19 protein-coding genes and 3 pseudogenes are annotated in these 22,878 nt (G+C 60.2%); 12 read left to right on the top strand and 10 right to left on the bottom strand.

Annotation, left to right across the window (positions count from 1 at the left end; genetic code table 11):
• Window positions 1-193: 193 nt before the first annotated feature.
• Both IC37_RS09070 and IC37_RS09065 read left to right on the top strand, forming a co-directional pair.
• The gene (locus IC37_RS09070; RefSeq protein WP_030132524.1) at window positions 194-1,387 is read left to right on the top strand and encodes a DUF3142 domain-containing protein; all 1,194 of its coding nucleotides are present in this window, start codon (window positions 194-196) and stop codon (window positions 1,385-1,387) included.
• Window positions 1,374-3,507 (top strand): annotated as a pseudogene (locus IC37_RS09065) (hypothetical protein). Before IC37_RS09070 ends, IC37_RS09065 begins: the two are co-directional and overlap by 14 nt.
• A gap of 3 nt (window positions 3,508-3,510) precedes the next feature.
• On the opposite strand, the gene IC37_RS09060 reads toward IC37_RS09065, so the two are convergent.
• Window positions 3,511-4,140, bottom strand: coding sequence for a LysE family translocator (locus tag IC37_RS09060; protein ID WP_030132523.1), 630 nt, complete (start codon window positions 4,138-4,140; stop codon window positions 3,511-3,513).
• 145 nt (window positions 4,141-4,285) lie between these two features.
• Here IC37_RS09060 and IC37_RS09055 point away from each other — a divergent pair, with 145 nt between their 5' ends.
• Complete coding sequence (locus tag IC37_RS09055; protein WP_030132522.1) at window positions 4,286-4,759, top strand: Lrp/AsnC family transcriptional regulator; 474 nt, start codon at window positions 4,286-4,288, stop codon at window positions 4,757-4,759.
• Between the two features lie 170 nt (window positions 4,760-4,929).
• Here IC37_RS09055 and lpdA read toward each other — a convergent pair whose 3' ends face one another.
• Window positions 4,930-6,330: a dihydrolipoyl dehydrogenase gene (gene lpdA, locus IC37_RS09050; protein WP_030132521.1), complete on the bottom strand. Its 1,401-nt coding sequence runs from the start codon at window positions 6,328-6,330 to the stop codon at window positions 4,930-4,932.
• 202 nt (window positions 6,331-6,532) lie between these two features.
• Here lpdA and hflK (IC37_RS09045) point away from each other — a divergent pair, with 202 nt between their 5' ends.
• The 5 genes from hflK (IC37_RS09045) to cfaB all read left to right on the top strand — a co-directional run bounded on the left by hflK (IC37_RS09045) (window position 6,533) and on the right by cfaB (window position 13,888).
• Complete coding sequence (gene hflK, locus IC37_RS09045; protein WP_030132520.1) at window positions 6,533-8,497, top strand: protease modulator HflK; 1,965 nt, start codon at window positions 6,533-6,535, stop codon at window positions 8,495-8,497.
• On the top strand, window positions 8,494-9,543 hold the full coding sequence (gene hflC, locus IC37_RS09040; protein ID WP_030132519.1) for a protease modulator HflC: 1,050 nt from the start codon (window positions 8,494-8,496) through the stop codon (window positions 9,541-9,543). Before hflK (IC37_RS09045) ends, hflC begins: the two co-directional genes overlap by 4 nt.
• Complete coding sequence (hflK, locus tag IC37_RS09035) at window positions 9,540-10,598, top strand: protease modulator HflK (protein WP_030132518.1); 1,059 nt, start codon at window positions 9,540-9,542, stop codon at window positions 10,596-10,598. Before hflC ends, hflK (IC37_RS09035) begins: the two co-directional genes overlap by 4 nt.
• Window positions 10,595-12,505 carry a cation-translocating P-type ATPase gene (locus IC37_RS09030; protein ID WP_030132517.1) on the top strand — a complete coding sequence of 637 codons (1,911 nt, stop codon included), beginning with the start codon at window positions 10,595-10,597 and terminating at the stop codon, window positions 12,503-12,505. The genes hflK (IC37_RS09035) and IC37_RS09030 overlap by 4 nt, the downstream gene beginning before the upstream one ends.
• Window positions 12,506-12,703: 198 nt before the next feature.
• Complete coding sequence (gene cfaB / locus IC37_RS09025) at window positions 12,704-13,888, top strand: C17 cyclopropane fatty acid synthase CfaB (protein WP_030132516.1); 1,185 nt, start codon at window positions 12,704-12,706, stop codon at window positions 13,886-13,888.
• Here the strand turns inward: cfaB and cls are convergent.
• Entirely contained in the window at window positions 13,885-15,324 is a 1,440-nt protein-coding gene (gene cls, locus IC37_RS09020) for a cardiolipin synthase (protein ID WP_030132515.1), read from the bottom strand. The genes cfaB and cls overlap by 4 nt on opposite strands.
• Window positions 15,325-15,347: 23 nt before the next feature.
• Window positions 15,348-15,428 (bottom strand): annotated as a pseudogene (locus IC37_RS30910) (CRISPR-associated DxTHG motif protein); the annotation flags it as partial.
• Window positions 15,429-15,455: 27 nt separating this feature from the next.
• Between IC37_RS30910 and IC37_RS09010 the strand changes: the two are divergent.
• Window positions 15,456-15,977: a DUF3617 domain-containing protein gene (locus IC37_RS09010; RefSeq protein WP_030132514.1), complete on the top strand. Its 522-nt coding sequence runs from the start codon at window positions 15,456-15,458 to the stop codon at window positions 15,975-15,977.
• A gap of 259 nt (window positions 15,978-16,236) precedes the next feature.
• On the opposite strand, the gene IC37_RS09005 is transcribed toward IC37_RS09010, so the two are convergent.
• From IC37_RS09005 to folE2, 5 genes are read right to left on the bottom strand one after another with little or no spacing between them, the layout of a single operon-like run.
• A complete protein-coding gene (locus IC37_RS09005) occupies window positions 16,237-16,797 on the bottom strand; it encodes a DapH/DapD/GlmU-related protein (protein ID WP_030132513.1) in 561 nt (186 codons plus the stop codon).
• Window positions 16,794-17,669, bottom strand: a complete 876-nt coding sequence (locus IC37_RS09000) for a metal ABC transporter substrate-binding protein (RefSeq protein WP_030132512.1) — start codon at window positions 17,667-17,669, stop codon at window positions 16,794-16,796. Before IC37_RS09000 ends, IC37_RS09005 begins: the two co-directional genes overlap by 4 nt.
• A gap of 11 nt (window positions 17,670-17,680) precedes the next feature.
• Window positions 17,681-18,547, bottom strand: a complete 867-nt coding sequence (locus tag IC37_RS08995; RefSeq protein ID WP_095920347.1) for a metal ABC transporter permease — start codon at window positions 18,545-18,547, stop codon at window positions 17,681-17,683.
• On the bottom strand, window positions 18,547-19,215 hold the full coding sequence (locus IC37_RS08990) for a metal ABC transporter ATP-binding protein (protein ID WP_030132511.1): 669 nt from the start codon (window positions 19,213-19,215) through the stop codon (window positions 18,547-18,549). The genes IC37_RS08995 and IC37_RS08990 overlap by 1 nt, the downstream gene beginning before the upstream one ends.
• Window positions 19,212-20,108 carry a GTP cyclohydrolase FolE2 gene (gene folE2 / locus IC37_RS08985; protein ID WP_030132510.1) on the bottom strand — a complete coding sequence of 299 codons (897 nt, stop codon included), beginning with the start codon at window positions 20,106-20,108 and terminating at the stop codon, window positions 19,212-19,214. The genes IC37_RS08990 and folE2 overlap by 4 nt, the downstream gene beginning before the upstream one ends.
• 86 nt (window positions 20,109-20,194) lie before the next feature.
• On the opposite strand from folE2, the pseudogene IC37_RS30435 reads away from it, so the two are divergent.
• Window positions 20,195-20,338 (top strand): annotated as a pseudogene (locus tag IC37_RS30435) (N-acetylmuramoyl-L-alanine amidase); the annotation flags it as partial.
• 96 nt (window positions 20,339-20,434) lie between these two features.
• Here IC37_RS30435 and IC37_RS30430 read toward each other — a convergent pair.
• Window positions 20,435-20,812, bottom strand: a complete 378-nt coding sequence (locus tag IC37_RS30430; RefSeq protein WP_030132509.1) for a hypothetical protein — start codon at window positions 20,810-20,812, stop codon at window positions 20,435-20,437.
• Between the two features lie 209 nt (window positions 20,813-21,021).
• Here IC37_RS30430 and zigA point away from each other — a divergent pair, with 209 nt between their 5' ends.
• Both zigA and IC37_RS08965 read left to right on the top strand, forming a co-directional pair.
• Window positions 21,022-22,230: a zinc metallochaperone GTPase ZigA gene (gene zigA / locus IC37_RS08970; RefSeq protein ID WP_030132508.1), complete on the top strand. Its 1,209-nt coding sequence runs from the start codon at window positions 21,022-21,024 to the stop codon at window positions 22,228-22,230.
• Window positions 22,230-22,877 carry a DUF1826 domain-containing protein gene (locus IC37_RS08965; RefSeq protein WP_030132507.1) on the top strand — a complete coding sequence of 216 codons (648 nt, stop codon included), beginning with the start codon at window positions 22,230-22,232 and terminating at the stop codon, window positions 22,875-22,877. The genes zigA and IC37_RS08965 overlap by 1 nt, the downstream gene beginning before the upstream one ends.
• The last annotated feature ends 1 nt before the right edge of the window (window position 22,878 follow it).

Below are 22,878 nucleotides of genomic sequence, written 5' to 3'. Positions count from 1 at the left end.
AGAGGCTAATGCCAGTCAGTTAAGCGCAACCCATGTGGGAGCGGGCTTGCTCGCGAAAGCGGTATGTCAGGCGACATCGATGTTGACTGTGCCGCCGTCTTCGCGAGCAAGCCCGCTCCCACAGGTTCCGCACCTTAACTGACAGGCATTGGCCTTCAGAGGCCCTTTTTGTATTTCAGGGATAAGGTTTTTCATGGTGTTTTTCACACGCTTGATCGTTTTGCTGGCAGCGGTGTTGCTTAACGGTTGCGAGCGACCGGACGCGCCGCCGCTCGATCAGCAACTCTATGTATGGCAACGGCAATGGACGTCGGCCCATGACGCCGCGCTGCGCGACAGCCGCGCCGATTTCTCGACCTTGCGCGTGCTGGCCTTGCAGGCATTCCCGCAGGCCGGCTGGAGCAGGGCGCGGATCGATCCGGCGTTGCTCAAGCGTGATGGCCGGCCGTTGATTGCAGTGATTCGTCTGGATGGCCAGCTCAAGGGGCTGGATCAGGACGAGGTCACGGCGCACATCCAGCAGGTGCTCAGCGATTGGCAAGGGCAGGGGCTGATCGTCTCCGGCGTGGAAATCGACCACGATGCGGGCAACGCCCGGCTACCGGCCTACGGCGAATTCCTCTCGCATTTGCGCGCCGTTCTGCCGGCCTCCTTGCCACTGAGCATCACCGCGTTGCCGGCCTGGCTCGACAGCCCTGAATTGCCGGCGTTGCTGGCGACGGTCGACAGCAGCGTGTTGCAGGTGCACGCGGTGAGCGATCCACGGCGTGGGCTGTTCGACCCGCATCAGGCACGGCAGTGGGCCAAGGCCTGGAGCCGCATTACCTCGAAACCATTTTATCTGGCGCTGCCGGCTTATGGCGTGGCGTTGTTGCCGGGGGCCGGTGGCGCGCCGGTCGTGGAGAGCGAAGTGTCTATCGACCAGGGTGGCGATCGCCGGGAGTTGCTGGCGGATCCGCTGCAACTGAGCAAACTCGGCGCCGAGTTGCGCGCCGATCCTCCGGCTCATCTGGCCGGGCTGATCTGGTTTCGCCTGCCGCTGGCCAATGATCGCAGGGCCTGGAGCCTGACGACGCTAATCGCTGTGGCGCGTGGCGATACGCTCGACAGTCGTATGGGGTTGAAGCTCTCGGCGCAAGACGGCCTCTACGACATCATCGTCAGCAATCAAGGCAATCTCGACACTGCCTGGCCCGAACGCCTGACGCTGGCGGTGCAGGGCTGCGATGGCGCCGATGCATTGGCCGGTTATGCGTTGCAACAGCGCCCGGATCTGCTTACCTTCACCCGCCTGCGCGAGGGTCGAATACCGGCCGGCGGGCAGCGCGCCATCGGTTGGGCACGCTGCGCAAATATTGATCAAGGAGGTTCGAATGTTCAACCGTAACTGGCCCCGCCATGTGCTTTGCCTGAGCCTCAGCCTGCCGTTGGGTTCGGCGCTGGCCTGCGGGCCGGACTTCCCCATGCGCCTGCTGGACAACCGTGGCCAGTCGCTGGCGGAACTGCCGGAAGGCAACTTCAACTTTGAGATCAGTCGCCTCGGGCGTGCCATCGCGGGACTGAAAAATGTCACCGCAGCCACCAACATTCCGGGGGACGGTTACGGCGATGCGCCGGATTACGCGGGTCAGCGGAACAGCGCCGAACAGGCCGGTCTGACGCCTGAGCAGCAAGCGCTGGTGCAACAGCTGCGCAGCCTGACCGATGCCCGTCAGGTTGAAGAGCAAGGCGCGAGTCTGCCCACCGAGCACATGTTCTATCTGGCGGGCGCTGCGGCGTTCAACGCGGGTGACCATGGCTTGGCCACCGAGTATTTTCAGAAAGTGCTGGCGCTGCCGGCGGATCAACGTGCGTTGCGCAGTACCTGGGCGGCTTACTCATTGGGCCGGGCACTGTTTGCCATGAGTTCTGAGGCGGGCGCGGGTCCCGACCTGTTGGCTCAATCTCGAAAAGCCTTCGAGCAGACTCGTCAATTGAGCATCGACGGCTTCAGCGACCCGTTGGAGCTGGGTGTCGCCAGCCTCGGCGAAGAAGCGCGAGTAGCCCGCACTGCGGGTGATTGGGATAGCGCCATCGAACTCTACGCGACGCAGAACCTCCACGGTTCGGCGGTGGGCTACAGCTCGTTGAAGTTGTTGATGGCCGATCTGATGACAATGCCCGACGATCAACTGGCCGTGTTGCTCAAGGGCAAAGCGGTGCAGCAACCTGGTGACGGCGTCGTTGATCAGTCGACTGGGCTGGTCATTCGGTGATCAGCCGCCAAGCGAACAAAAACTGATCAAGCTGCTGCAAAACAGCACCCGTGGCAGCCTGGATAACGCGGATCGCCTAGCGGCGATGAATTATCAGCAGGGCGATTACGCCAGTGCCAAAGCCTTCCTTGAACAGGCCGGTGACGGCGGCCTCGCGTGGTGGCTGCGGGCGAAACTGGCGTTGCGTGATGGCGACAAAAGCGCTGCTGCGGCGGCCTATGCCAAGGCGGCCCAGGCCTTCCCGCAGAACGAGTCTTGGGGTGAACGACGGACCCCAGACTGGGATTACGAAACGGTGCAGCCCAAGTGCCGGGTCGATGGCGAAAGCGCGATCCTGGCCCTGCAACGCGGCGATTATCTGCAAGCCTTTGATCAGCTCTATCGCAGTCAAAACATTTACTGGTACGACGCGGCCACCGTTGCCGAGCGGGTGCTGACCCTCGATGAACTCAAGCAGTACGTCGACACTCAGGTGCCCGCACCGCCGCCGCTCAGCCAGCAGGATCGCGACAATTATGTGCCGTTGTCGGTAGCCGCGAACCTGCGCAATTTGCTCGGGCGGCGCCTGCTGCGTGAAGAACGCTACGATGAAGCACCGGCTTACTTCGACAACGTCGATCTGCAGAACAAGGCCAAGGCGTATGGGCAGTTGCGTCAGGAGGCGGACGCGGCATGGTGGCCGACCAAACGTGCCGCGGCGTTGTTCAATGCCGCGTCGACGGCACGCCAATGGGGGATGGAGCTTCTCGGCTACGAAATGGCGCCGGATTACGCCACATTTGGTGGTAATTACAGCCTTGAGAGCCGTGAGCTAAAGGTCGGCCCGTTAGTGGCTGAAGATGAAGTCCTGCGTCAGCAAGCCAGCGCCGCTCAACCCGATGAGCGCTATCACTATCGTTATGTCGCAACGGCTTTGGCCAGTCGTGCAGCCGATAATCTGCCTCATACCAGCCATGCTTTTGCGGCGGTGTTGTGTGCGGCGGCGGGGTGGAACACCAGCCTTGAAGAAGAAAGTGCCTTCTATCAACGGTATGTAAAAGAAGGGCCGTACGTGGATTGGGCGGAGAACTTCGGTCACCAATGCCCTTATCCCGACTTTGAAAACGCCAGCAAACGTTATGTCACCCAGGCCACCGATGCTACGCGTTCGATGCTGCGGCCCTACAAGAAACCGGTGCAGGTAGGCGCTATTGTGGCGATCACGGCAGCGGCGCTGTTACTGATCAGTCGCCGCCGTCGTAGAGCGCGATAACCCTCAAGCCTGTTGTACAAAAGTCAGCCGCACCGCGAAGCCGATCAGCAGGCTGCCGAACAACCACTGCTGCACCCGCTGGGCCGATGGACTGCGTTGCAGCCAGCGGCCCAGTGCGGCGCCGACCAGCGCGTAGGCGCTGTCGAACAACAACCCTACACCCACCAGCATCATGCCCAGCGTTGCGAATTGCGCGAGCACAGGCCCGGCGTGCGGATCAATGAACTGCGGCAGCAGCACCGAGCAGAACAGCAGCGCCTTGGGGTTGAGCAGGTTGGTCAACAAACCGCGCTGGATCGCCTCGCGCCAATGCGGTTTTTCAGTCGTTGCGTCTGTACCGTTCAAGCTCGGCAGCATCGTGGTGCGCAGGCACTGAATGCCGATCCACAGCAGGTACGCGGCCCCGACCAGGCGCACCACGTCGAAAGTCCAGGGCGCCGTCTTGAACAGCGCCGCCAAACCCAACGCGGCCAAGGCCACATGACAACCACGCGCTATGCCCAAACCCAACGCAGTGGCCAGCGCCGCGGCTTTGCCCTGACGCGCGCCGGTCTGCAACAGCAGAATCATGTCCGGGCCGGGCAACAGGTACACCACCGCCAGCGCCATGAAAAACAACCAGAGTCCTGCCATGTTGCACCCCATTCGTTGTCGATTTGGTGGGATCAGTCTATGGCTGAAGAGCAGGGCAGGTGGTTGCGTAGTCAGCTTCTAAAGCTTCCATATTTGGCATAACCTGCCATTTTGTGACGATCGAACCATTGGGATCTGCCAAACCATGAAACTGGACGCCTTCGACCGCAAGATTCTCGCGGCGCTGCAACGGGACGGTCGCCTGAGCAACGTGCAATTGGCCGACGAGATTGGCCTGTCCGCCTCGCCCTGTTTGCGTCGAGTACGGATGCTGGAAGAGGCGGGGGTGATTCGCGGCTATCAGGCCAATCTGGATCGAGATGAAGTGGGGCTTGGGCTGACGGTGTTTGTCGGGGTCAAAGTCGAACGACACAACGATGAACAGGCCGAAGCTTTTCGCCTGGCCGTGACGGCATTGCCTGAGGTGATTTCGGCGTTCCTGGTGTCAGGAGAGTCGGATTTTCTGCTGCAAGTGGTGGTGCCGGATTTGCGCGCCTATGATCGATTTCTTACCGGGCGACTGCTGAAATTGCCGGGTGTGAGCGACATTCGCAGCAACTTTGCGATTCACACGGTGAAGACGCCGGGGGCACTGCCGTTGGAGCATTTGCCGCTTTAGACCGAGTCGACCCATTCGCGAGCAAGTCGGATCGCCGCACCGCCGCTCCCACAGTAGATCTTCAGTGAGCACAGATTTTGTGTTCGGCAATGATCGAGTGTGGGAGCGGCGGTGCGGCGATCCGACTTGCTCGCGAATGGGTCAGTTCAACCACCACCAAATCATCGCCCCTACATCTGCGTCGCCATCCCCTCCACATCCATTGCCGCCTGGCGCAAGGCTTCGGAGCGGGTCGGGTGTGGATGACAGGTCAGGGCGATGTCTTCGGCCGAGGCGCTGAACTCCATGGCTACGCAATATTCGCCAATCATTTCACTGACGCTAGGGCCCACAAGGTGCACGCCGAGGACTTCGTCGGTGCGCTCATCGGCCAATACTTTGGCGAAGCCTTCGGTTTCATGGTTAATTTTCGCCCGGCTGTTGGCGGTGAAGGGAAATTTGCCGACCTTATAGGCGCGACCTTCGGCCTTCAGCTGTTCTTCGGTCCTGCCAACGCTGGCCAGCTCCGGTTTGGTGTAGATCACGCTGGGGACCAAGTCGTAATTGACCTCACCGGCCTTGCCGACGATCTGCTCGATGCAGGTCATGGCTTCGTCTTCGGCCTTGTGGGCGAGCATGGGCCCCGACGTCACATCACCGATAACCCAGACGCCAGCGGCCTCGGTGCGGTGGCCCTTATTGGCGAGCATCCCGCGTTTGTCCGTGGCGAGACCGACGTTTTCCAGTCCCAGGCCTTGGGTATAAGGGCGCCGCCCAATGGCCACCAACACGTAATCGGCTTCAAGTAACTCGGCGGTGCCACCCGCGGCCGGTTCGACGCTGAGCTGAACACCGCTCGCCGACGTCGTGGCGCTGGTGACTTTCGAGCTCAACTTGAAGCTGATGCCTTGCTTGCTCAATGAGCGCTGAAGGGTCTTGCCCGCTTCGCCATCCACACCGGGGCAGATTCGGTCGAGAAATTCGACCACCGTCACCTGAGCGCCCAGACGCCGCCATACCGAGCCCAACTCCAGGCCGATCACCCCGGCACCGATCACCACCAAGTGCTTTGGTACTTCGCCCAGCGACAGGGCGCCCGTGGAGTCGAGGATGCGTTTGTTGTCGATGTCTACGCCGGGCAGGGGAGTGGGTTCGGAACCGGTGGCGATAACGATGTCCTTGGTGCTCAGCTCGGTCTTGACGCCCTGGCTGTCGGTCACCGTGACTTTGCCCGGCCCGTCGATGTGGCCCCAGCCCTTGATCCAGTCGACTTTGTTTTTGCGAAACAGAAACTCGATGCCTTTGGTCAGCCCGGTAACGCTTTCATCCTTCTGTTTCATCATTTGAGCGAGGTTGAGGACAGGTTTGACCTCAATCCCCAAGTTGGCGAATTCCGCCCCCATGGCCGCGTCGTAGAGTTCGGAGGCATGCAGCAGCGCCTTGGACGGCATGCAGCCGACATTCAGGCAGGTCCCGCCCAGAGTGGCGCGGCCTTCCACGCACGCCGCTTTCAGACCCAGCTGGCCGGCGCGGATCGCTGCGTTGTAACCGCCGGGGCCGGCGCCCAGAATCACGACGTCATAGGTGCTCATAGTGGTACTCCTGGTGAAAGGGACGGGATCGGTAAAGTTAGTCTTCGATAAAAATTACGAGCGTAATATGTGCGTTTCGAACCATTTCGGTCAAGGCTTCAGCTTGGCGACAGGTTTGACGCTTTTAGATAGAACGATTTAGCACGAAAATTTCACCACTTCCGTTATATCGTAACGAATTGCGATGTGAGGCTGGGATGGTATGCAAGTCGATCTCGATGGCGATGGGGCACAGATAGCAGGGCTGCCGCGCTTTCAGCAGGCGGTCATTCAAGGACGTCGATTGCGGCAATTCGCGATCGGTTTGGCGGCCTTGGCGGCAACAGGCTTGGTGCTGGCGTTTTTTGTCGGGCTGTTTGCGCCGCAGTCGCTTTGGCCGGCGTTGCTGGTCAATCAGAGCGCCGGTTTGCTGGTGCTGGTCGCCGGCCTGCAATCGGCCTGGTGGGTGACGCAATGGCGCGCAATGGCGATGAATCCGGCTGTGATAGTGCCGGTGGTTGTCGCTGAGGAAGTCGTTGTCGCCGAAGGCTGGTATGAGCGGTTGCTGGACCGGATCAGTCAGCGTTGGTTGCGCTTGCTGGGGCAGATCGGTAAACCGACGCTATGGCTGGGTGGCTGGGCGTTGTTGACGTTGTACAGCATCGAGCAAGTCTGGAACTTTGCCTTGCCGCCCGCAGCGTTGGGGTTGTCGGCCAGTGTCGGCGCCGTGCTGTCGTTGTTGCTGGCTTTCGGTTTGCTGGTGCTGGAGCGGCAACTGGCGCAGGAAAACCTCGCCCAGTGGCCCGAAGCAGGGCCGTTGGCGCAGCTGACCCGGGTCGCGATAATTTGCCTGGTGCTCAGCGCCCTGTGTTTGTTGTTCGGCAGCGAAACATCGGTCTGGCCGGTGCGTCTGGCGGTGCTGATCGGCTTGCTGCCGGGGCTGGTCGCCGTCGAGTTGCTGCTGCGCGCCGTGTTGTCGCTGTTCAGTCCCCGTCGTGAACAACTCGAACCCGCCTTGTTGGCGCGAAGCTTCGTTGCCGACATGCTGCGCTGGCCGCCGCAACCCCTGCTGGCGTTGCAGCATGAGTTGCACAACCGCTTTGGTATCGACCTGCGACAAATTTGGGCTTTCACCTACATGCGTCGAGCGTTTTTGCCGGTGTTGGCGGTGGTGACAATCGTCGGTTGGTCGCTCACCGGCATTCACGAAATTCCGCTGCAAGGGCGCGGTATCTATGAGCGCTTTGGTAAACCGGTGGAAGTTTTCGGTCCTGGTTTGCACGCCGGTTTACCGTGGCCGTTGGGCCGCGTGTTGAGCGTCGAAAACGGCGTGGTCCACGAGTTGGCCACCAGCGTGGGCGAAACGTCGGCACCGGTTGCGGCCGAACCTGCCGAAGGCCCGGCGCCTGCGATTGCCAATCGATTGTGGGACGCCAGCCATGTGAATGACAAATCACAGGTCATCGCCAGCAGCCGCGCCGACAAGCAGAGCTTCCAGATCGTCAATATGGATGTGCGCTTCGTCTATCGCATCGGCCTGAGCGATCAGGCGGCGCTGGCAGCAACGTACAACAGCGCTGACGTGCCCACGTTGATCCGCAGCACGGCCAGCCGGATTCTGGTTCACGATTTCGCTTCGCGAACCCTGGATGGTTTGCTCGGCGAGGACAGGGTAGGGCTCGCTGAAGAGATCGGTCGCGCCGTGCAGGCTGATCTGCAAAAACTCGATAGTGGCGTGGAAATTCTCGCCACGGTGGTTGAAGCCATCCACCCGCCAGCGGGGGCGGCCAATGCTTATCATGGCGTGCAAGCTGCGCAGATTGGGGCTCAGGCATTGATTTCCCGTGAGCGCGGTGCCGCGGCGGAGGCGACCAACCAGGCGCAACTGCAAGCCAGCATCGCTCACGATCAAGCCACGGCCAGAGCTCATGAAATCAACGCGACCGCTCAGGCCGCCGACCTGAAATTTGCCGCCGAGCGAAAGGCTTATTCCAGCGCCGGCCAGGCCTTCGTGCTGGAGCAATACCTCAGCCAACTGACCCAAGGCCTGACCAACGCCAAGCTGCTGGTTCTCGATCATCGTCTGGGCGGCAGCAACAATGCGCCGACCATCGACCTACGTACATTCACGCTGCCGGCTGACCCTGGGCCGCCGCGTAATTCCGCTCAGCCAGGAGCCATCCATTGAGCCAGCCGACGCCTACACACAATCGCGATCACGATGATCACGCCGGCCACGATCCCGGCCATGGCGGGCATCACCACGGTCATCACCATCATCACCACGGTGATGCACACGAAGCGGGCCCTTTCCCGTGGCGGCGAATGGGTTGGGCGGCGCTGCTGGTGGCGTTTGCCATCGCGGCGGCGAGCCTGGTGCAAGTACGTTCGGGAGAGGCCACGGTCATCACTCGCTTCGGGAATCCATCGCGGGTGTTGCTGGAACCCGGTCTTGGCTGGCGCTGGCCGGCACCGTTCGAAGCGGCGATCCCGGTGGATCTGCGGCTGCGTACAACCTCTAGCGGTTTGCAGGATGTGGGCACGCGCGATGGTCTACGCATCATCGTGCAAGCCTACGTGGCCTGGCAGGTGCAGGGTGATCCAGACAACGTGCAACGTTTTATGCGCGCCGTACAGAATCAGCCGGACGAAGCCGCGCGACAGATCCGCACCTTTGTCGGCTCGGCGCTGGAAACCACCGCCAGCAGTTTCGATCTGGCCAACCTGGTGAACACCGATGCCAACCAAGTACGCATCGCCGATTTTGAAGCGCAACTGCGTCAGCAGATCGATCAACAGCTGCTCACCACCTATGGCGTGCGAGTGCTGCAAGTCGGTATCGAGCGATTGACGCTGCCCTCGGTGACGCTCACCGCGACGGTTGATCGTATGCGTGCCGAGCGTGAAACAATTGCCACTGAACGCACAGCCATTGGCAAGCGTGAAGCCGCGCAAATTCGCTCTGCGGCCGAGCGTGATGCGCGAATCGTGCAAGCCGATGCGACAGTGAAAGCCGCGGACATCGAAGCCCAATCCCGCGTCGAAGCTGCGCAGATTTACGGTCGTGCCTACGCCGGTTCGCCGCAGCTCTACAACTTGCTGCGCTCTCTCGATACCTTGGGCACCATCGTCACGCCAGGCACCAAGTTGATCTTACGCACTGATGCCGCGCCATTCCGGGTGTTGGTTGACGGCCCGCCGACGCTCGATAACAAGTCCGGGTCGCAGCCATGAGTTTAGTTCCACGTGGAACACATGAGTTGAGCAGCCCCTGGATTCAGGCCGGGCGTTTGGCTTTTTTGGCGCTGTACGCCGTGACCGTGCTGGCTGCGTTGGCGTGGGCATTCTCCAATGTGCGGCAAATCGACCCGCAGAATCGGGCCGTGGTGCTGCACTTCGGCGCACTGGATCGCATTCAAAATGCCGGTTTGCTGTTGGCATGGCCGCGCCCGTTTGAGCAGGTGATCTTGTTGCCTGCGGCGGATCGGGTGATCGAGCGTCGGGTGGAAAATCTGCTGCGCACGGATGCTGCATTGCAGGCGGATCGTGTGGCGAGTTTCGCTACGCCGATCAGCGATGCGCTTGCCGGCTCCGGCTATTTGTTGACCGGTGATGCAGGCGTGGTGCAACTGGATGTGCGGGTATTCTACAAAGTCACCGAGCCCTATGCCTTCGTGCTCCAGGGTGAACATGTGCTGCCGGCACTGGATCGGCTGGTGACCCGTAGTGCCGTGGCGCTCACCGCCGCGCGAGATTTGGACACTATTCTGGTGGCTCGACCGGAACTGATCGGCCCCGACAATCAGGCCGCTGAGCGCCGCGAACGTCTGCGCGGCGATCTGGTGCGGGGCATCAATCAACGCTTGGCCGAACTGACGGCGACCGGGCAGGGGCTGGGCATCGAAGTGGCGCGGGTCGATGTGCAATCGAGTCTGCCCGGCCCGGCGGTGAACGCGTTCAACGCGGTGTTAACCGCCAGCCAGCAGGCCGACAAAGCCGTGGCCAACGCGCGCACTGAAGCCGAGAAGCTAACTCAGTCTGCCAACGAACAAGCCGACCGCACGCTGCAAGTAGCTCACGCCCAAGCCAGCGAACGACTGGCCAAAGCCTCCGCCGACACCGCCACGGTGCTGAGTTTGGCCAAGGCGCAACAGCAAGGCACCGACCCGCAAATGCTGCTGCGTATTTACCGTGAGCGGATGCCGAAGATTCTCGGTCAGGCTGGTTCGGTGACCACGGTCGATCCGAAAGACGATTCCCGCCTGATCATTCAGGGAGCTACGCAATGACTGCCCAAACCGCCGCCGCGCCGAGCATGTTGTCCTCGGCTGAACAACGTAGCGCCGCGCGCCAGTTGACCCTGGCCATGCTTGCACTGGGCTTGCTTGCGCTGGGTCTGGTCTGGCGCTGGTTGTCGCCAGAGCAGACCGGTGTGAGTCAATTGCTGCTGGGTTTCGCTTCCTTGCTGGTGGCCGTGCCGGTCATGCGTTCGGCGTGGTACAGCCTGCGTTATCCGAGCTTGCACGGGATTACCGATCAGTTGATCGCCTTGGCCATGCTCGGCGCCTGGGCCACGGGCGATCTGCTCACCGCGGCACTGTTGCCGATCATCATGATCTTCGGTCACGTGCTGGAAGAGCGCAGCGTAATCGGTTCCCAGGAAGCGATTCATGCCCTTGGCAAGCTGACTCGCAGCCATGCACGCAAGATTCAGGCTGACGGTTCCGTCGTAGAAGTCGACAACGGCACACTCAAGGCCGGCGACCTCGTGGAGGTGCGAGCCGGTGATCGGGTACCGGCGGATGGCCGAGTGTTGTCTGGACAGGCAAGCCTCGACACCGCCTCGATCACCGGTGAGTCGGTGCCGATAGAAGCCGGTGTGGGTATGCCGGTGTTCGGCGGGGCGATCAATCTTGATGGTCTGCTGCGCATTGAAGTGACCCGCACCGGTAACGAATCGACCCTGGGTAAAGTCATTGCGCTGATGCAAAGCGCCGAACGTTCCAAGCCGCCGATCACCCGTTTGCTCGAACGCTATGCCGGCAGCTACATGGTGCTGGTGTTGTTGCTGGCGGCTGTAACCTGGTTCATCACCAACGACGCCCAAGCGATGCTCGCGGTGTTGGTAGCGGCTTGCCCTTGTGCGCTGGTGTTGTCGGCACCCGCCACGGCCATTGCCGGGGTGGCGGTGGCGGCTCGGCACGGGATTCTGATTCGCAGCTCGGCGTTCCTCGAGGAATTGGCTGACCTGACGTCGTTGGTGGTCGACAAGACCGGAACCCTGACGTTCGGCACCTTGCGCCTGCAATCCATCGACAGTCCGCTGGAGGATCGCAGTCACGTACTGAAGCTCGCTGCCAGCCTCGGTTCTGCCAGCAGCCACCCGGTCAGCCGCGCCTTGGCCGGGTTGGTCACTCAGGAACACTTTCTGCTGCTCTCTGACATTCATGAGCGTCAGGGGCTGGGTGTGGTGGCGATGACCGAGCAGGGCGAAGCGGCCCTCGGTCGTCCAGAGTTGTTCGCGCAATTAGGCATCGACACTTCAGCTGTTCCCGAACACGACGGCCCGATTGCCGGGCTGGCACTCAACGGTGAATTTCTCGCCTGGCTGTTGCTCGCTGACAGTATCAAACCCGAGGCGCGGTTTGCCCTGAGCGAATTGCGTGAACTGGGTTTGGGTCGTCAGCTGTTGCTCACCGGGGATCGGCAAAGTGTTGCGCACACGCTGGCCCGGGATGTGGGCATCAGCGATGTCGAAGCCCAGGCCTTGCCCGAGGACAAACTCAATCGTGTACTGAAAGAAATCGGCAGCGGATTCCGGCCGATGGTGGTGGGAGACGGCATCAACGATTCCCTGGCGCTCAAGGCCGGTGTGGTGGGCGTGGCCATGGGCGCAGGCGGTGCGGACATCGCGCTGGCCTCGGCCGATATCGTACTGATTGGTAGCGACCTGCGCCGGCTCGGGACTTGTGTGCGCTTGAGTCGCCAATGCCGCCAGACCTTGCAGGTCAACGTGATCATCGGGTTGGGCTGGACTCTGGCCATCGTCGCGTTTGCCGCATTCGGCTGGCTTGGGGCGGCCGGGGCGATGATTGCCGCGCTGTTGCACAACCTGAGTACGTTATTGGTGCTCGGTAATGCCGGGCGTTTGCTACGCTTTCAGGAACCCCTACTCAAGCTTAAGGATGAGGTGTGAGTGCCTACAACTTTCAGAACTGTGTGCCGGATTTGTAGTCATCTAGGGTAAGGCGGTCATTTTCAACGGTCGCCCGTTGGCTGGCTCCACTGTAGGTGGCAACATCGGGAATAGAAAAAGGCTATTAAATCGATAGCCTGCTATTTTTCAAGGATGGTCTACCCTCAGATTTGTCGTCTGAAAAAGGGGGGGCTTTTCATGCTCGCGCAACTTCCACCGGCCTTACAGAATCTGCATTTGCCGCTTCGCTTGCGTCTCTGGGACGGCCATGAGTTCAATCTGGGGCCCAAGCCCAGTGTCACCATTGTGGTCAAGGACCCGCACATGGTTTCCCAGTTCACCCATCCCAGCCTCCACGCGCTGGGGGCGGCGTTTGTCGAAGGCAAACTGGAGCTGGAAGGCTCCATCAGCGACGTGATTCGTGTCGCCGATGAATGGAGTCAGACGCTGCTCAACGAAGACGAAGCTGCGCAACCGGTACGTTCGGTTCACGACAAGGAAACCGACGCCAAAGCCATCTCCTACCATTACGACCTCTCCAATGCGTTTTACCAACTGTGGCTCGACAGCGACATGGCGTATTCCTGCGCCTATTTCGAAACCGGCAGTGAAACCCTCGAGCAAGCTCAACAAGCCAAGTTTCGCCACCTGTGCCGCAAGCTGCGGTTGCAGCCAGGCGAGTATCTGCTGGATGTCGGTTGCGGCTGGGGCGGGTTGGCGCGGTATGCGGCTCGGGAGTTCGGCGCGAAGGTGTTCGGGATCACGCTCAGTAAAGAGCAATTGGAACTGGCCCGCGAACGGGTGAAAGCCGAAGGCCTGGAGGATCAGATCGAACTGCAACTGCTCGACTACCGCGATTTGCCGCAGGACGGGCGCTTCGACAAGGTGGTCAGCGTCGGCATGTTCGAACACGTTGGACACGCCAATCTGGCCGAGTACTGCAAAACCTTGTTCGGCGCAGTGAAAGAGGGCGGCCTGGTGATGAACCACGGGATCACCGCCAAACACATCGACGGTCGTCCGGTCGGGCGCGGTGCCGGTGAGTTCATCGAGAAGTACGTGTTCCCCAACGGCGAGCTGCCACACCTGGCGATGATTTCGGCCGAGATCAGTGAAGCGGGACTGGAGGTCGTCGATGTCGAGAGCCTGCGCCTGCATTACGCGCGAACCCTGGACCACTGGAGCGAACGCCTGGAAGACAATCTGGAAGCCGCCGGCAAACTGGTGCCGGAGCAGGCTTTACGGATCTGGCGGTTGTACCTGGCGGGGTGCGCCTATGCCTTCGCCAGAGGCTGGATCAACCTGCATCAAATTCTCGCGGTGAAGGCCCATCCCGATGGCAGCCATGAACTGCCCTGGACCCGAGACGACATTTACAATTAGAGAATCGGTGAAATAAGCCGCGCGATCCGCATGCCAACCTTTTGCAGGCGGTGGGTCTCCCGGCTTTCTTCTTTGGCGATTTCGTGAGCCTGGGCGAAGTCGTCGTTGAGCATCTGCTCCACCTCGGCGGCAAACGCACTGTCGACCGTCAGCAACATCACTTCGAAATTCAGCCGGAACGAACGGTTGTCCATGTTGGCGCTGCCAATGGCGCTGATTTCGCTGTCGATCAACACCACTTTCTGATGCATGAACCCCGGCTGGTAACGGAACAAGCGCACGCCTGCACGTACCGCTTCGAAGGCGTAAAGGCTGGAAGCCGCGTAGACGATCCGGTGATCCGGCCGCGACGGCAACAGGATCCGTACATCCACACCACGTAGCACGGCCAGTCGCAACGCGGCGAACACCGCTTCGTCGGGGATGAAATAAGGGGTGGTGATCCACACCCGTTCCGTCGCCGCATGGATGGCTTCGACGAAGAATAGTGAACAGGTTTCGTAGGAATCCGCCGGGCCGGTGGCCAGCAATTGGCAGAGCACGCCGTCATCCGGATAAACCTCCGGCAGGATCAGCGGCGGCAGCGAACGAGCCGCCCAGAACCAGTCTTCGGCAAAGGATTCCTGCATACAGGCCACCACTGGCCCGCGTACTTGCACGTGGGTGTCACGCCATGGTGCCAGGGGCGGCTGCTCGCCCATGTATTCGTCGCCGACGTTGAGCCCGCCGACAAAACCGACAATCCCGTCGACCACGACGATCTTGCGGTGGTTGCGGAAATTGACCTGAAAGCGGTTGAGCCAGCCGCTGCGGGTAGCGAAGGCCTTGACCTCGATACCGGCATCGCGCAACGGTTGCACGTAACTGTGGGGCAGGGAGTGGCTGCCGATGCGGTCGTAGAGCAGGTAAATCGCCACGCCCTCGGCCGCTTTCTTCGTCAGTAGGGTGTGCAGGCGTTGGCCGAGGCGGTCATCGTGGATGATGAAGAACTGGATCAGCACCGCTTGCCGGGCATTGCTGATGGCGTCGAAAATCGCATCGAAGGTGGCTTGGCCGTCGATCAGCAAGCGCACTTCGTTATTGGCCAGGCACGGCATGCGTCCCAGTTTCGGCATGGCCCTCAAAGACGCGTAGGCGCTGGAGGCACGCGCAGTCAGTGCCTCTTCTACCCAGGGGCGCCAGTTGAGCTCGGAGATTGCCTTGCGCATTTCTTCGTTGGCTTGCCGCCGGGCCTTGATGTAGCCATCGAAGGTGCTGCGGCCGAAGACCAGATAAGGAATAAGCGTGAGGTAGGGAATGAACAGCAGTGACAGAGCCCAGGCGATCGAGCCTTGAGCGGTCCGAACGGTCAATACGGCATGGATGGCGGCAATCAAGCCCAGCGTGTGCAGCAGAGCGATCAGATAACCAAAAACATGCGGTCCAAAATAATCCATGGGGCAGCCTTGCTCCTGAAGATTCAGTGCTTAACAGACCATGTTCCGGGCAGAATGTCGCTATTTAATTGGCCCATGAACCGAAGCCCGTGGCTGACGTCTAACGGCCACTAATGATCAGGAGTTACTCGATGAACGTTCGTCTGCTGGGTTTGGCCATTGCGTTTGGTTTGGCACTTCCTGTGGCTGCTCAGGCGCAGATGTTGCAACCGGGCTTGTGGGAAATGACTTCAAGCAACATGAAGGTCGATGACCAGAACCTGCCCGATCTGCAATTGATCCTCGGCCAGATACAGAGCCAGATGACCCCTGAACAGCGCGCGCAGCTGGAGAAGCAGGGCATCACCATGGGCGGCAAAGGGATTCGGGCCTGCCTGACGCCTGAGCAGGTGAAGACCGACAACATTCCACTGACGGACCCACAATCGGGCTGCAAGCAGGAAATCACCGAGCGTACCGGCAACCAGTGGAAATTCCGTTTCAGCTGTCCGAAAGCGCAAGGTGCGGGTGTCGCCACATTCCTCAGCGATCGTGAGTTCACCACCAAGGTCAACGGCACCTTCAACGCCACCGGCATTCAGCAGAAGGGTAGCCTCGATACGCGTGCGGTGTGGTTGGGCCAGGATTGCGGGACCGTTAAACCACGGGCCTAACAGCTTTGCGGGCAAGCCGGATCGCCGCACCGCTCGCTCCTACGGGTCATTAACATTCCGTAGGAGCGAGCGGTGCGGCAATCCGACTTGCCCGCGAAGGCGTCCGCCTAGCCACCTTGAATCTTCGGCGGATTCAACCATTCACACACTGCCTCAATCCCCTTCTCCCCGAAATCCTCTCCACTGCAGCTGCGCATGCTGACAAGCCCGCCGTCCTTTTCCTTTGTCATATGGACGATTAGCGTGCGAGGCAATCTGGTCAGAACTCGTTTTGCAGGGCTTTGTAGCCCCGCACCAGATCGACGTTGGTGCGCGCCACGTCTTCGGAAAACTCCGAGGCGCTGACGCTCACCGGTGGGAACTGCGACAGGTCGGTGTTGGGGCCGATGCGTGTGGTGGAGGGTACGTAGAAGTCCTCAGGCAAGTCACGACCATCGACCACCGAATTGTGCCGCACCACGCAACCGTCGCCCACTGCGCAATTGAACAGCACACTGTTGAAACCGATGAATACGCGGTTACCGACGGTGCAGGGGCCATGCACGATGGAGCGGTGGGCGATGGAGCTGAACTCGCCGATGGTCACCGCCGCGCCGGACTTTGAGTGGATCACCACGCCGTCCTGGATGTTCGAATTGGCACCGATGGTGATTGGCTCCATCTCGCCCGAGTCATCCACTTCGTCGGCGCGAATCACCGCGTACGGACCGACGAACACGTTCTCGCCAATCACCACCTTGCCGCAGATGATGGCGGTTTTATCCACGTACGCCGACTCCGCAATCGACGGCAGATCGCCTGAAGGATTCTTGCGGATCATGGCTTGCTCAACGCGTCGTACAAGGTGTTGAGGTTGTATTCGAACAACCCGGCGAACGTGCTGGCCGGGCCGGTCGCCGCGAGGGCATCGGAGTACAGCGTGCCGCCGATATGCGCGCCGCTTTCATCAGCGATTTGCTTGAGCAGGCGCGCGTCCTTGATGTTTTCCATGAACACCGCTTTCACCTTGGCCTGACGAATCTGCGTGATCAGCGCAGCGACTTCGGCAGCCGACGGTTCACGTTCGGTGGACAGCCCTTGTGGCGCCATGAAGTCGATGCCGTAAGCCTGACCGAGATAACCGAAGGCGTCATGGGAGGTCACGATTTTGCGATTACCGGGTGGCAGTGAACCGAGCTTGGCTTTGGCCTCGGCGAGCAAGGCGTAGATTTTTTTCAGGTAGGCCTGGCTGTTGTGTTCGTAGTCGGTTCTGTTGGCAGGGTCGGCGGCGATCAGCGCTTTGGTGATGTTGCTGATGTACAGCTCGGTGTTCGCCAGGTTGTGCCAGGCGTGTGGGTCGGGAATGGTTTCGCCGTCTTCATCCAGTGAGCGCGGAATGACACCGTGGATGGCGCTGATGACCGCAGCTTTGGTCTCGGTGCTGGTCACCAGACGGTCCAGCCATGGCTCGAAACCTAGCCCGTTTTTGATGATCAGTTTGGCTTTGAGAAGGGCCTTTGAATCGTCCGGGGTCGGCTCGTAGGTATGGGCATCGGCGTCCGGCCCGACCATGTTGGTGATCTGAATATGGTCGCCGCCGACCTGATGGGTCATGTCGGCGAGGATGCTGAAGCTGGTGACTACCTGAAGTTTTTCCGCGGCAGACAGCGACATCGACAGCATCAAACTGAACAGCACGAGTAAAGCGCGCATCGGGTAACACCTCATTGGGATGTGAGCAAAGGCGAGCGGCGCAGCAAACCGTGCACCGGACCGAACACCACGGACAGCAAATACAAAGCTCCAGCCACCAGCACGATCGCCGGGCCACTGGGCAGTGAGTAGTAAAACGAAAGCAACAAACCGAGCCAGACCGAGAGGCAGCCGAGCAGTGCGGCGATGACCATCAGTACCGGCAAGCGACGACTCCAGAAGCGAGAAGCGGCGGCTGGCAACATCATCAAGCCGACCACCATCAGGGCGCCGATGGCCTGGAAACCGATCACCAGGTTCAGCACCACCAAGGTCAGAAATACCCCATGAGCCAGTGGCCCGAGGCGGCTGACGGTTTGCAGAAAGAGCGGGTCGAGGGTGTCCAGCAACAGGGGTTTGTAGATGAGGGCCATGGCGATCAGGCTGAAGCCCGAGACCCAAATCATGCCGGTCAAAGTCGGCCCGTCGACCGCGAGTGCCGAGCCAAACAACAGGTGCAACAGGTCCAGCCGTTTGCCGGCGATACCGAGGATCAGCACGCCGCTGGCCAGCGATATCGGGTAGATCGCGGCCAGGCTCGCGTCTTCCCGCAGGCCGGTGCGGCGGGTGATCCAGGCCGCCAGTCCGGCCATGCTCAGGCCTGCGCCGAGGCCGCCGATAGTCAGCGCGGGCAAGCTCAAGCCGGCGAACCAGAAACCCAATGCGGCACCAGGCAAGATGCCGTGGGCCACCGCGTCGCCGATCAGGCTCATGCGCCGCAGGATCAGAAACACCCCAAGCGGAGCGGTGCTGCACGCCAGAACGAGACCACCAAGCAACGCCCGGCGCATGAATACGAATTCGTGGAACGGTTGCCAAAGCTGAGCGGCAGCGATCATCAAGCCACCTGCGTCTGGGGTTGTTGGCGAATCAGCTCGGTACTGGGGCCGAGGACGCAGCCGCTGCTTTTGATCAATAGGGCTTGTGGGATGTGTTGGCGCACAGCGGCCAGGTCATGACACACCACGACCAGGGTTCGACCTTCGGCATGCCAGGCGTGGATGTGTTTCCAGAGCAGCGCCTGGCCGAGCTCGTCGAGCGCGGCGTGGGGTTCGTCGAGCAACAACAAGGGGGCTTCGGCGAGGCTCAGCCGGGCGAGCAGGGCACGTTGCAACTCACCCCCGGAGAGGGCCATCAATGGGCGATATTCCAGGCCTGTCAGACACCAGTCTTCCAGCGCAGATTTGAGGCGCTGGCTGCGAATTTCCGGAGTTTGCTTGCTACCCCAGAAACCTGCGGCCACCAACTCTTGCAGGCTGATGGGGAATTGTCGGTCCAAGTGTTGTTGCTGAGGCAGGAACGAAAGGCCGCCTTTGCGTGGAACATCAATGATGACTTTTCCGGTCAGTGGCTTTTGCAGGCCGGCGATGACTTTTAGCAGGCTGCTTTTACCCGAACCGTTGGCACCGATGACGGCGGTCAGACTTCCTTTGGGTAATTGGAAATCCACCGACGGAGTGAGCGGTTGACCGGGAGCGCCCCAGCGCAAGGCTTGGCATCGGATCATGCGGCCTCCCAATTCCAGCGACTTTCAGCGACAGCATCGTGGGCATGAAGACTTTCGGCGTGAACGACTCGCACATGAAAGGCGTTGATGCCCGGGGAGCGTTTCAGGGCCAGATTCAAGCGTCGAGCAGCGTCTTCGCAGAACATCAGGTTCTGTCCATTGGCGAGGGCGAAGGCTTGTTCGTCGGCGCGTTTCACGGCGGTTTGCACGGCGGTGCCGAGGGCTGCTTCCGCATCGTTGATCGCGGCGATCAGCGGCAGGTCATCCAGACAGTCGTCCAGACGCAGCTGCAATTGCGCATTGCTGCGTTGGCTATGCGGCGTGGCGACGATGCCTTTCGTAGAGCCGAGCCAAGCCAGAACATCAGCGTGTTGCAATGACCGATTAGCGAAATCATCGACGAATTGTTGCTGAATCAACTGCCGCGAAAGGGCCGCTGAGCATGGACAGGTTGAGGAATAAGGAACGTCGATTTTTAGTTCCACGTGGAACATCGTGTTTTTCAAACTCGCTTCGATGCTCACCGGATAAGTTTTCCAACCGGCTAGCGGACTGATGAGCGCGGGTCTTTTGAGCAATAGCTCGGTGTGAATTTTTAGGTAAGCGTTGTGGGAAAGTCCTTCATGGCTCTGAAGAAAACTCTGCAAGACTCGCCGCAACAACGCCGGAGAAAGGTTTTCCTGCTCAAGCATTTCCAACGCCAGATACAGCCGCGACATATGGATACCGCGCGCCTCTCCATCGTCGAGGCTAACACCAGCGTCGACCTTTGCGCTCAGTCGTTGGCCATCGAATAAAACAGGAAGAGCAATGCCGCACATGCCCACCCAATCGAGTGGCAGGGCTTGGCGTGAGGCCTGCGCGGCGATATCCGGCAGAGTCAGCGCATTCATGAGCAGGTCCATCGTGGGAGTTGATTTGGCATGTTATATTATAACAATAAAATCGACGATGCCTTTTTTGTGAGCGCGCTTTCATCATGCACAGACGTCACTTGCTCAACCTGATTCTGGCCAGCACGGCCTTCGCGTTACCCTTCGGTGCGTCGGCCACGCAAATTCGTAATGCACGACTGTGGCGTTCCGACGACAAGCTGCGACTGGTGCTCGATCTGAGCGGGCCGAAAGATCCGATGCTCGCCGGGGTGATTCTCGACATGTCGATGAACGCCACCATCGCCGCCAGTTTGCAGTTGGGCAATACGGTGCTCGGCAGCGGCCTAGCAGCCGGTCATCCGGCTACATGTGAACTTGCCGCTGCTGCCGCCGGAACTGGAGAACCGATTAATGGTGGTCCAGCCAACCCGGCGGTTGTAGCCGACCCAGGCTTCGCCATCGGACGCGATGCCCGTGAAGAACGTCAATTGCCCATAGCGGCTATTGGTTTGCGCCCATTGGCGTTTGCCGGCTGCTTCGAAGCCGCGCAGATAGATCGTGCTACCGACGGTGTTAACGCTGTAGGCATTGCCGTCGGCATCCACGCAGGCCAGCAGATTGGCGCTGCGGGTGCATTTAGCCAGGCTCGGGATTTGTCCCCAGGCATCGACCGCGATCAGCAGCGAAAGGCTCAACAGTGAGAATTTCAGGGCGTTTCCCATGGCATTTCTCAAAGGGGGGACGGGTTAAAGCATCGTGCCCTTTGTCGTGGGGAGCAAGAGGGGAGTGGTTTGTTCGTGTTGTTATGCTATAACATAAATACATCTGTTCTGATGAGCCGCCTCCCAGCCTGAAGCCAAAGAACGTGAAGAGCTTCGCGAACGCCATCAACGGGCGATTTGACCGGCCACATCCTGATGAGGAATACCTGATGCCTAATCGTCTCCCCGTGACCGTCCTATCGGGCTTTCTCGGCGCCGGAAAAAGTACACTTCTTAATTACGTATTACGTAATCGCGATAATTTGCGGGTCGCGGTGATCGTCAATGACATGAGCGAGATCAATATCGATGGTAGCGAAGTTCAACGCGATGTCAGCCTGAACCGTGCCGAAGAAAAACTCGTGGAAATGAGTAATGGCTGCATTTGCTGCACCTTGCGCGAAGACTTGCTCGAAGAAGTCAGCAAACTCGCCAAGGACGGTCGTTTCGATTACCTGTTGATCGAGTCCACGGGGATTTCCGAGCCTCTGCCCGTGGCGGAAACCTTCACTTTCCGCGATGAAGAAGGGCAGAGCCTGGCCGACATTGCGCGGCTAGACACCATGGTCACCGTGGTCGACGGCATGAATTTCCTGCTCGACTATCAGGCCGCCGAAAGCCTTGCTTCCCGTGGCGAAACGCTGGGGGAGGAGGACGAACGCTCGATCACCGACCTGTTGATCGAGCAGATCGAATTCGCCGACGTGATCCTGATCAGCAAGATCGATTTGATCAGCAGTAGCGAGCGCCAAGAGTTGATCGCGATCCTCGAGCGGCTCAATTCCCAGGCCGAAATCATTCCGATGGTCATGGGCGAAGTGCCGCTCAAGAAGATTCTCAACACCGGGCGCTTTGACTTTGAAAAGGCCGCTCAGGCGCCGGGATGGTTGCAAGAGTTGCGCGGTGAGCACGTGCCGGAAACCGAGGAATACGGCATCGCCTCTACGGCTTATCGGGCGCGGCGACCGTTTCATCCACAACGCTTCTTCAGCTTCATCGACCGTCCGTGGGTGAACGGCAAATTGCTGCGTTCCAAAGGCTTTTTCTGGCTGGCCAGCAAACACAGGGACGCTGGTAGCTGGTCCCAGGCCGGCGGCTTGATGCGTCACGGTTTTGCGGGACGCTGGTGGCGTTTCGTGCCGAAAAACCAGTGGCCGCAAGACGAAGAAAGTACCGCCGGGATCATGGAAAACTGGACGACCGCCACTGGAGATTGCCGCCAGGAACTGGTGTTTATCGGCCAGAACATCGACTTCGCGCAACTCACCGTCGAACTCGATAACTGCCTGCTGACGGATGCTGAAATGGCCTTGGGTGTCGAGGGCTGGCAGTTACTGCCCGATCCGTTTGGTCCTTGGCACGAAGAGGCGGCCGCGTGATGTTGGCGCCCAGTCTGAAGCTGCGACCGGTCATCCATCAGGTTCAAGGTGATACGCCAAAAGCGCTGACCGGGATTCTGGACGACGGCGTAAACCTCGCCCTCTGGCAACGCCAACTCCCGGCGCACATTGCCGATTTCGGTCGTTTGTTGTCCCTGAACGAGCCGCTGGCCGAGTCGCTGTCCCTGGAAATGCCCAGCGAAGAAGCCGAACCCAATCTCCACGGTTTAGCCTCAGGTTTCAGCGACCTCGAAGGCTATGAAGGCTTTATCGCTGATGTTTCCTGGCTGGTCAGCGCTTTCGCCTGTCTGTTGGGCGCCCGGCGTATCGGCCTGCGCCTGCGGGTTCTGGACACAGCCATGTGCCCGCGTTTCCATGTCGATCATGTGCCGGTGCGGTTGATCACTACCTACGCAGGAATCGGCAGCCAGTGGCTGAAAGAAGGGGCGATGGATCGTCGGCAATTAGGCAAGCCTGGCGCCGAACCGCAGGACGATTCGCTGATTCAGCAGATCACCAGTGGCGAAGTGGCGCTGCTTAAAGGGGAGAAGTGGCACGGCAACGAAGGCTTCGGCCTGATCCACCGCTCGCCGCAGCCGGCGCCAGGCGAGCGTCGTTTGATCCTGACCCTGGACTGGCTGAGTTAGT

The sequence above is a fragment of the Pseudomonas sp. QTF5 genome (genome assembly GCF_000512695.2).
Classification (GTDB): Bacteria; Pseudomonadota; Gammaproteobacteria; order Pseudomonadales; family Pseudomonadaceae; genus Aquipseudomonas.
The sequence above is the reverse complement of the archived record's forward strand: the minus strand, read 5'-3'. Positions and strand labels throughout refer to the sequence as shown.

What these genes read in the sequence shown, in the direction of transcription:
- IC37_RS09070 (WP_030132524.1), top strand. Translation starts at nt 194, where the DNA reads ATGGTGTTTTTCACACGCTTGATCGTTTTGCTGGCAGCGGTGTTGCTT.
- IC37_RS09060 (WP_030132523.1), bottom strand. Translation starts at nt 4,140, where the DNA reads ATGGCAGGACTCTGGTTGTTTTTCATGGCGCTGGCGGTGGTGTACCTG.
- IC37_RS09055 (WP_030132522.1), top strand. Translation starts at nt 4,286, where the DNA reads ATGAAACTGGACGCCTTCGACCGCAAGATTCTCGCGGCGCTGCAACGG.
- lpdA (WP_030132521.1), bottom strand. Translation starts at nt 6,330, where the DNA reads ATGAGCACCTATGACGTCGTGATTCTGGGCGCCGGCCCCGGCGGTTAC.
- hflK (WP_030132520.1), top strand. Translation starts at nt 6,533, where the DNA reads ATGCAAGTCGATCTCGATGGCGATGGGGCACAGATAGCAGGGCTGCCG.
- hflK (WP_030132518.1), top strand. Translation starts at nt 9,540, where the DNA reads ATGAGTTTAGTTCCACGTGGAACACATGAGTTGAGCAGCCCCTGGATT.
- IC37_RS09030 (WP_030132517.1), top strand. Translation starts at nt 10,595, where the DNA reads ATGACTGCCCAAACCGCCGCCGCGCCGAGCATGTTGTCCTCGGCTGAA.
- cfaB (WP_030132516.1), top strand. Translation starts at nt 12,704, where the DNA reads ATGCTCGCGCAACTTCCACCGGCCTTACAGAATCTGCATTTGCCGCTT.
- cls (WP_030132515.1), bottom strand. Translation starts at nt 15,324, where the DNA reads ATGGATTATTTTGGACCGCATGTTTTTGGTTATCTGATCGCTCTGCTG.
- IC37_RS09010 (WP_030132514.1), top strand. Translation starts at nt 15,456, where the DNA reads ATGAACGTTCGTCTGCTGGGTTTGGCCATTGCGTTTGGTTTGGCACTT.
- IC37_RS09005 (WP_030132513.1), bottom strand. Translation starts at nt 16,797, where the DNA reads ATGATCCGCAAGAATCCTTCAGGCGATCTGCCGTCGATTGCGGAGTCG.
- IC37_RS09000 (WP_030132512.1), bottom strand. Translation starts at nt 17,669, where the DNA reads ATGCGCGCTTTACTCGTGCTGTTCAGTTTGATGCTGTCGATGTCGCTG.
- IC37_RS08995 (WP_095920347.1), bottom strand. Translation starts at nt 18,547, where the DNA reads ATGATCGCTGCCGCTCAGCTTTGGCAACCGTTCCACGAATTCGTATTC.
- IC37_RS08990 (WP_030132511.1), bottom strand. Translation starts at nt 19,215, where the DNA reads ATGATCCGATGCCAAGCCTTGCGCTGGGGCGCTCCCGGTCAACCGCTC.
- folE2 (WP_030132510.1), bottom strand. Translation starts at nt 20,108, where the DNA reads ATGAATGCGCTGACTCTGCCGGATATCGCCGCGCAGGCCTCACGCCAA.
- IC37_RS30430 (WP_030132509.1), bottom strand. Translation starts at nt 20,812, where the DNA reads ATGGGAAACGCCCTGAAATTCTCACTGTTGAGCCTTTCGCTGCTGATC.
- zigA (WP_030132508.1), top strand. Translation starts at nt 21,022, where the DNA reads ATGCCTAATCGTCTCCCCGTGACCGTCCTATCGGGCTTTCTCGGCGCC.
- IC37_RS08965 (WP_030132507.1), top strand. Translation starts at nt 22,230, where the DNA reads ATGTTGGCGCCCAGTCTGAAGCTGCGACCGGTCATCCATCAGGTTCAA.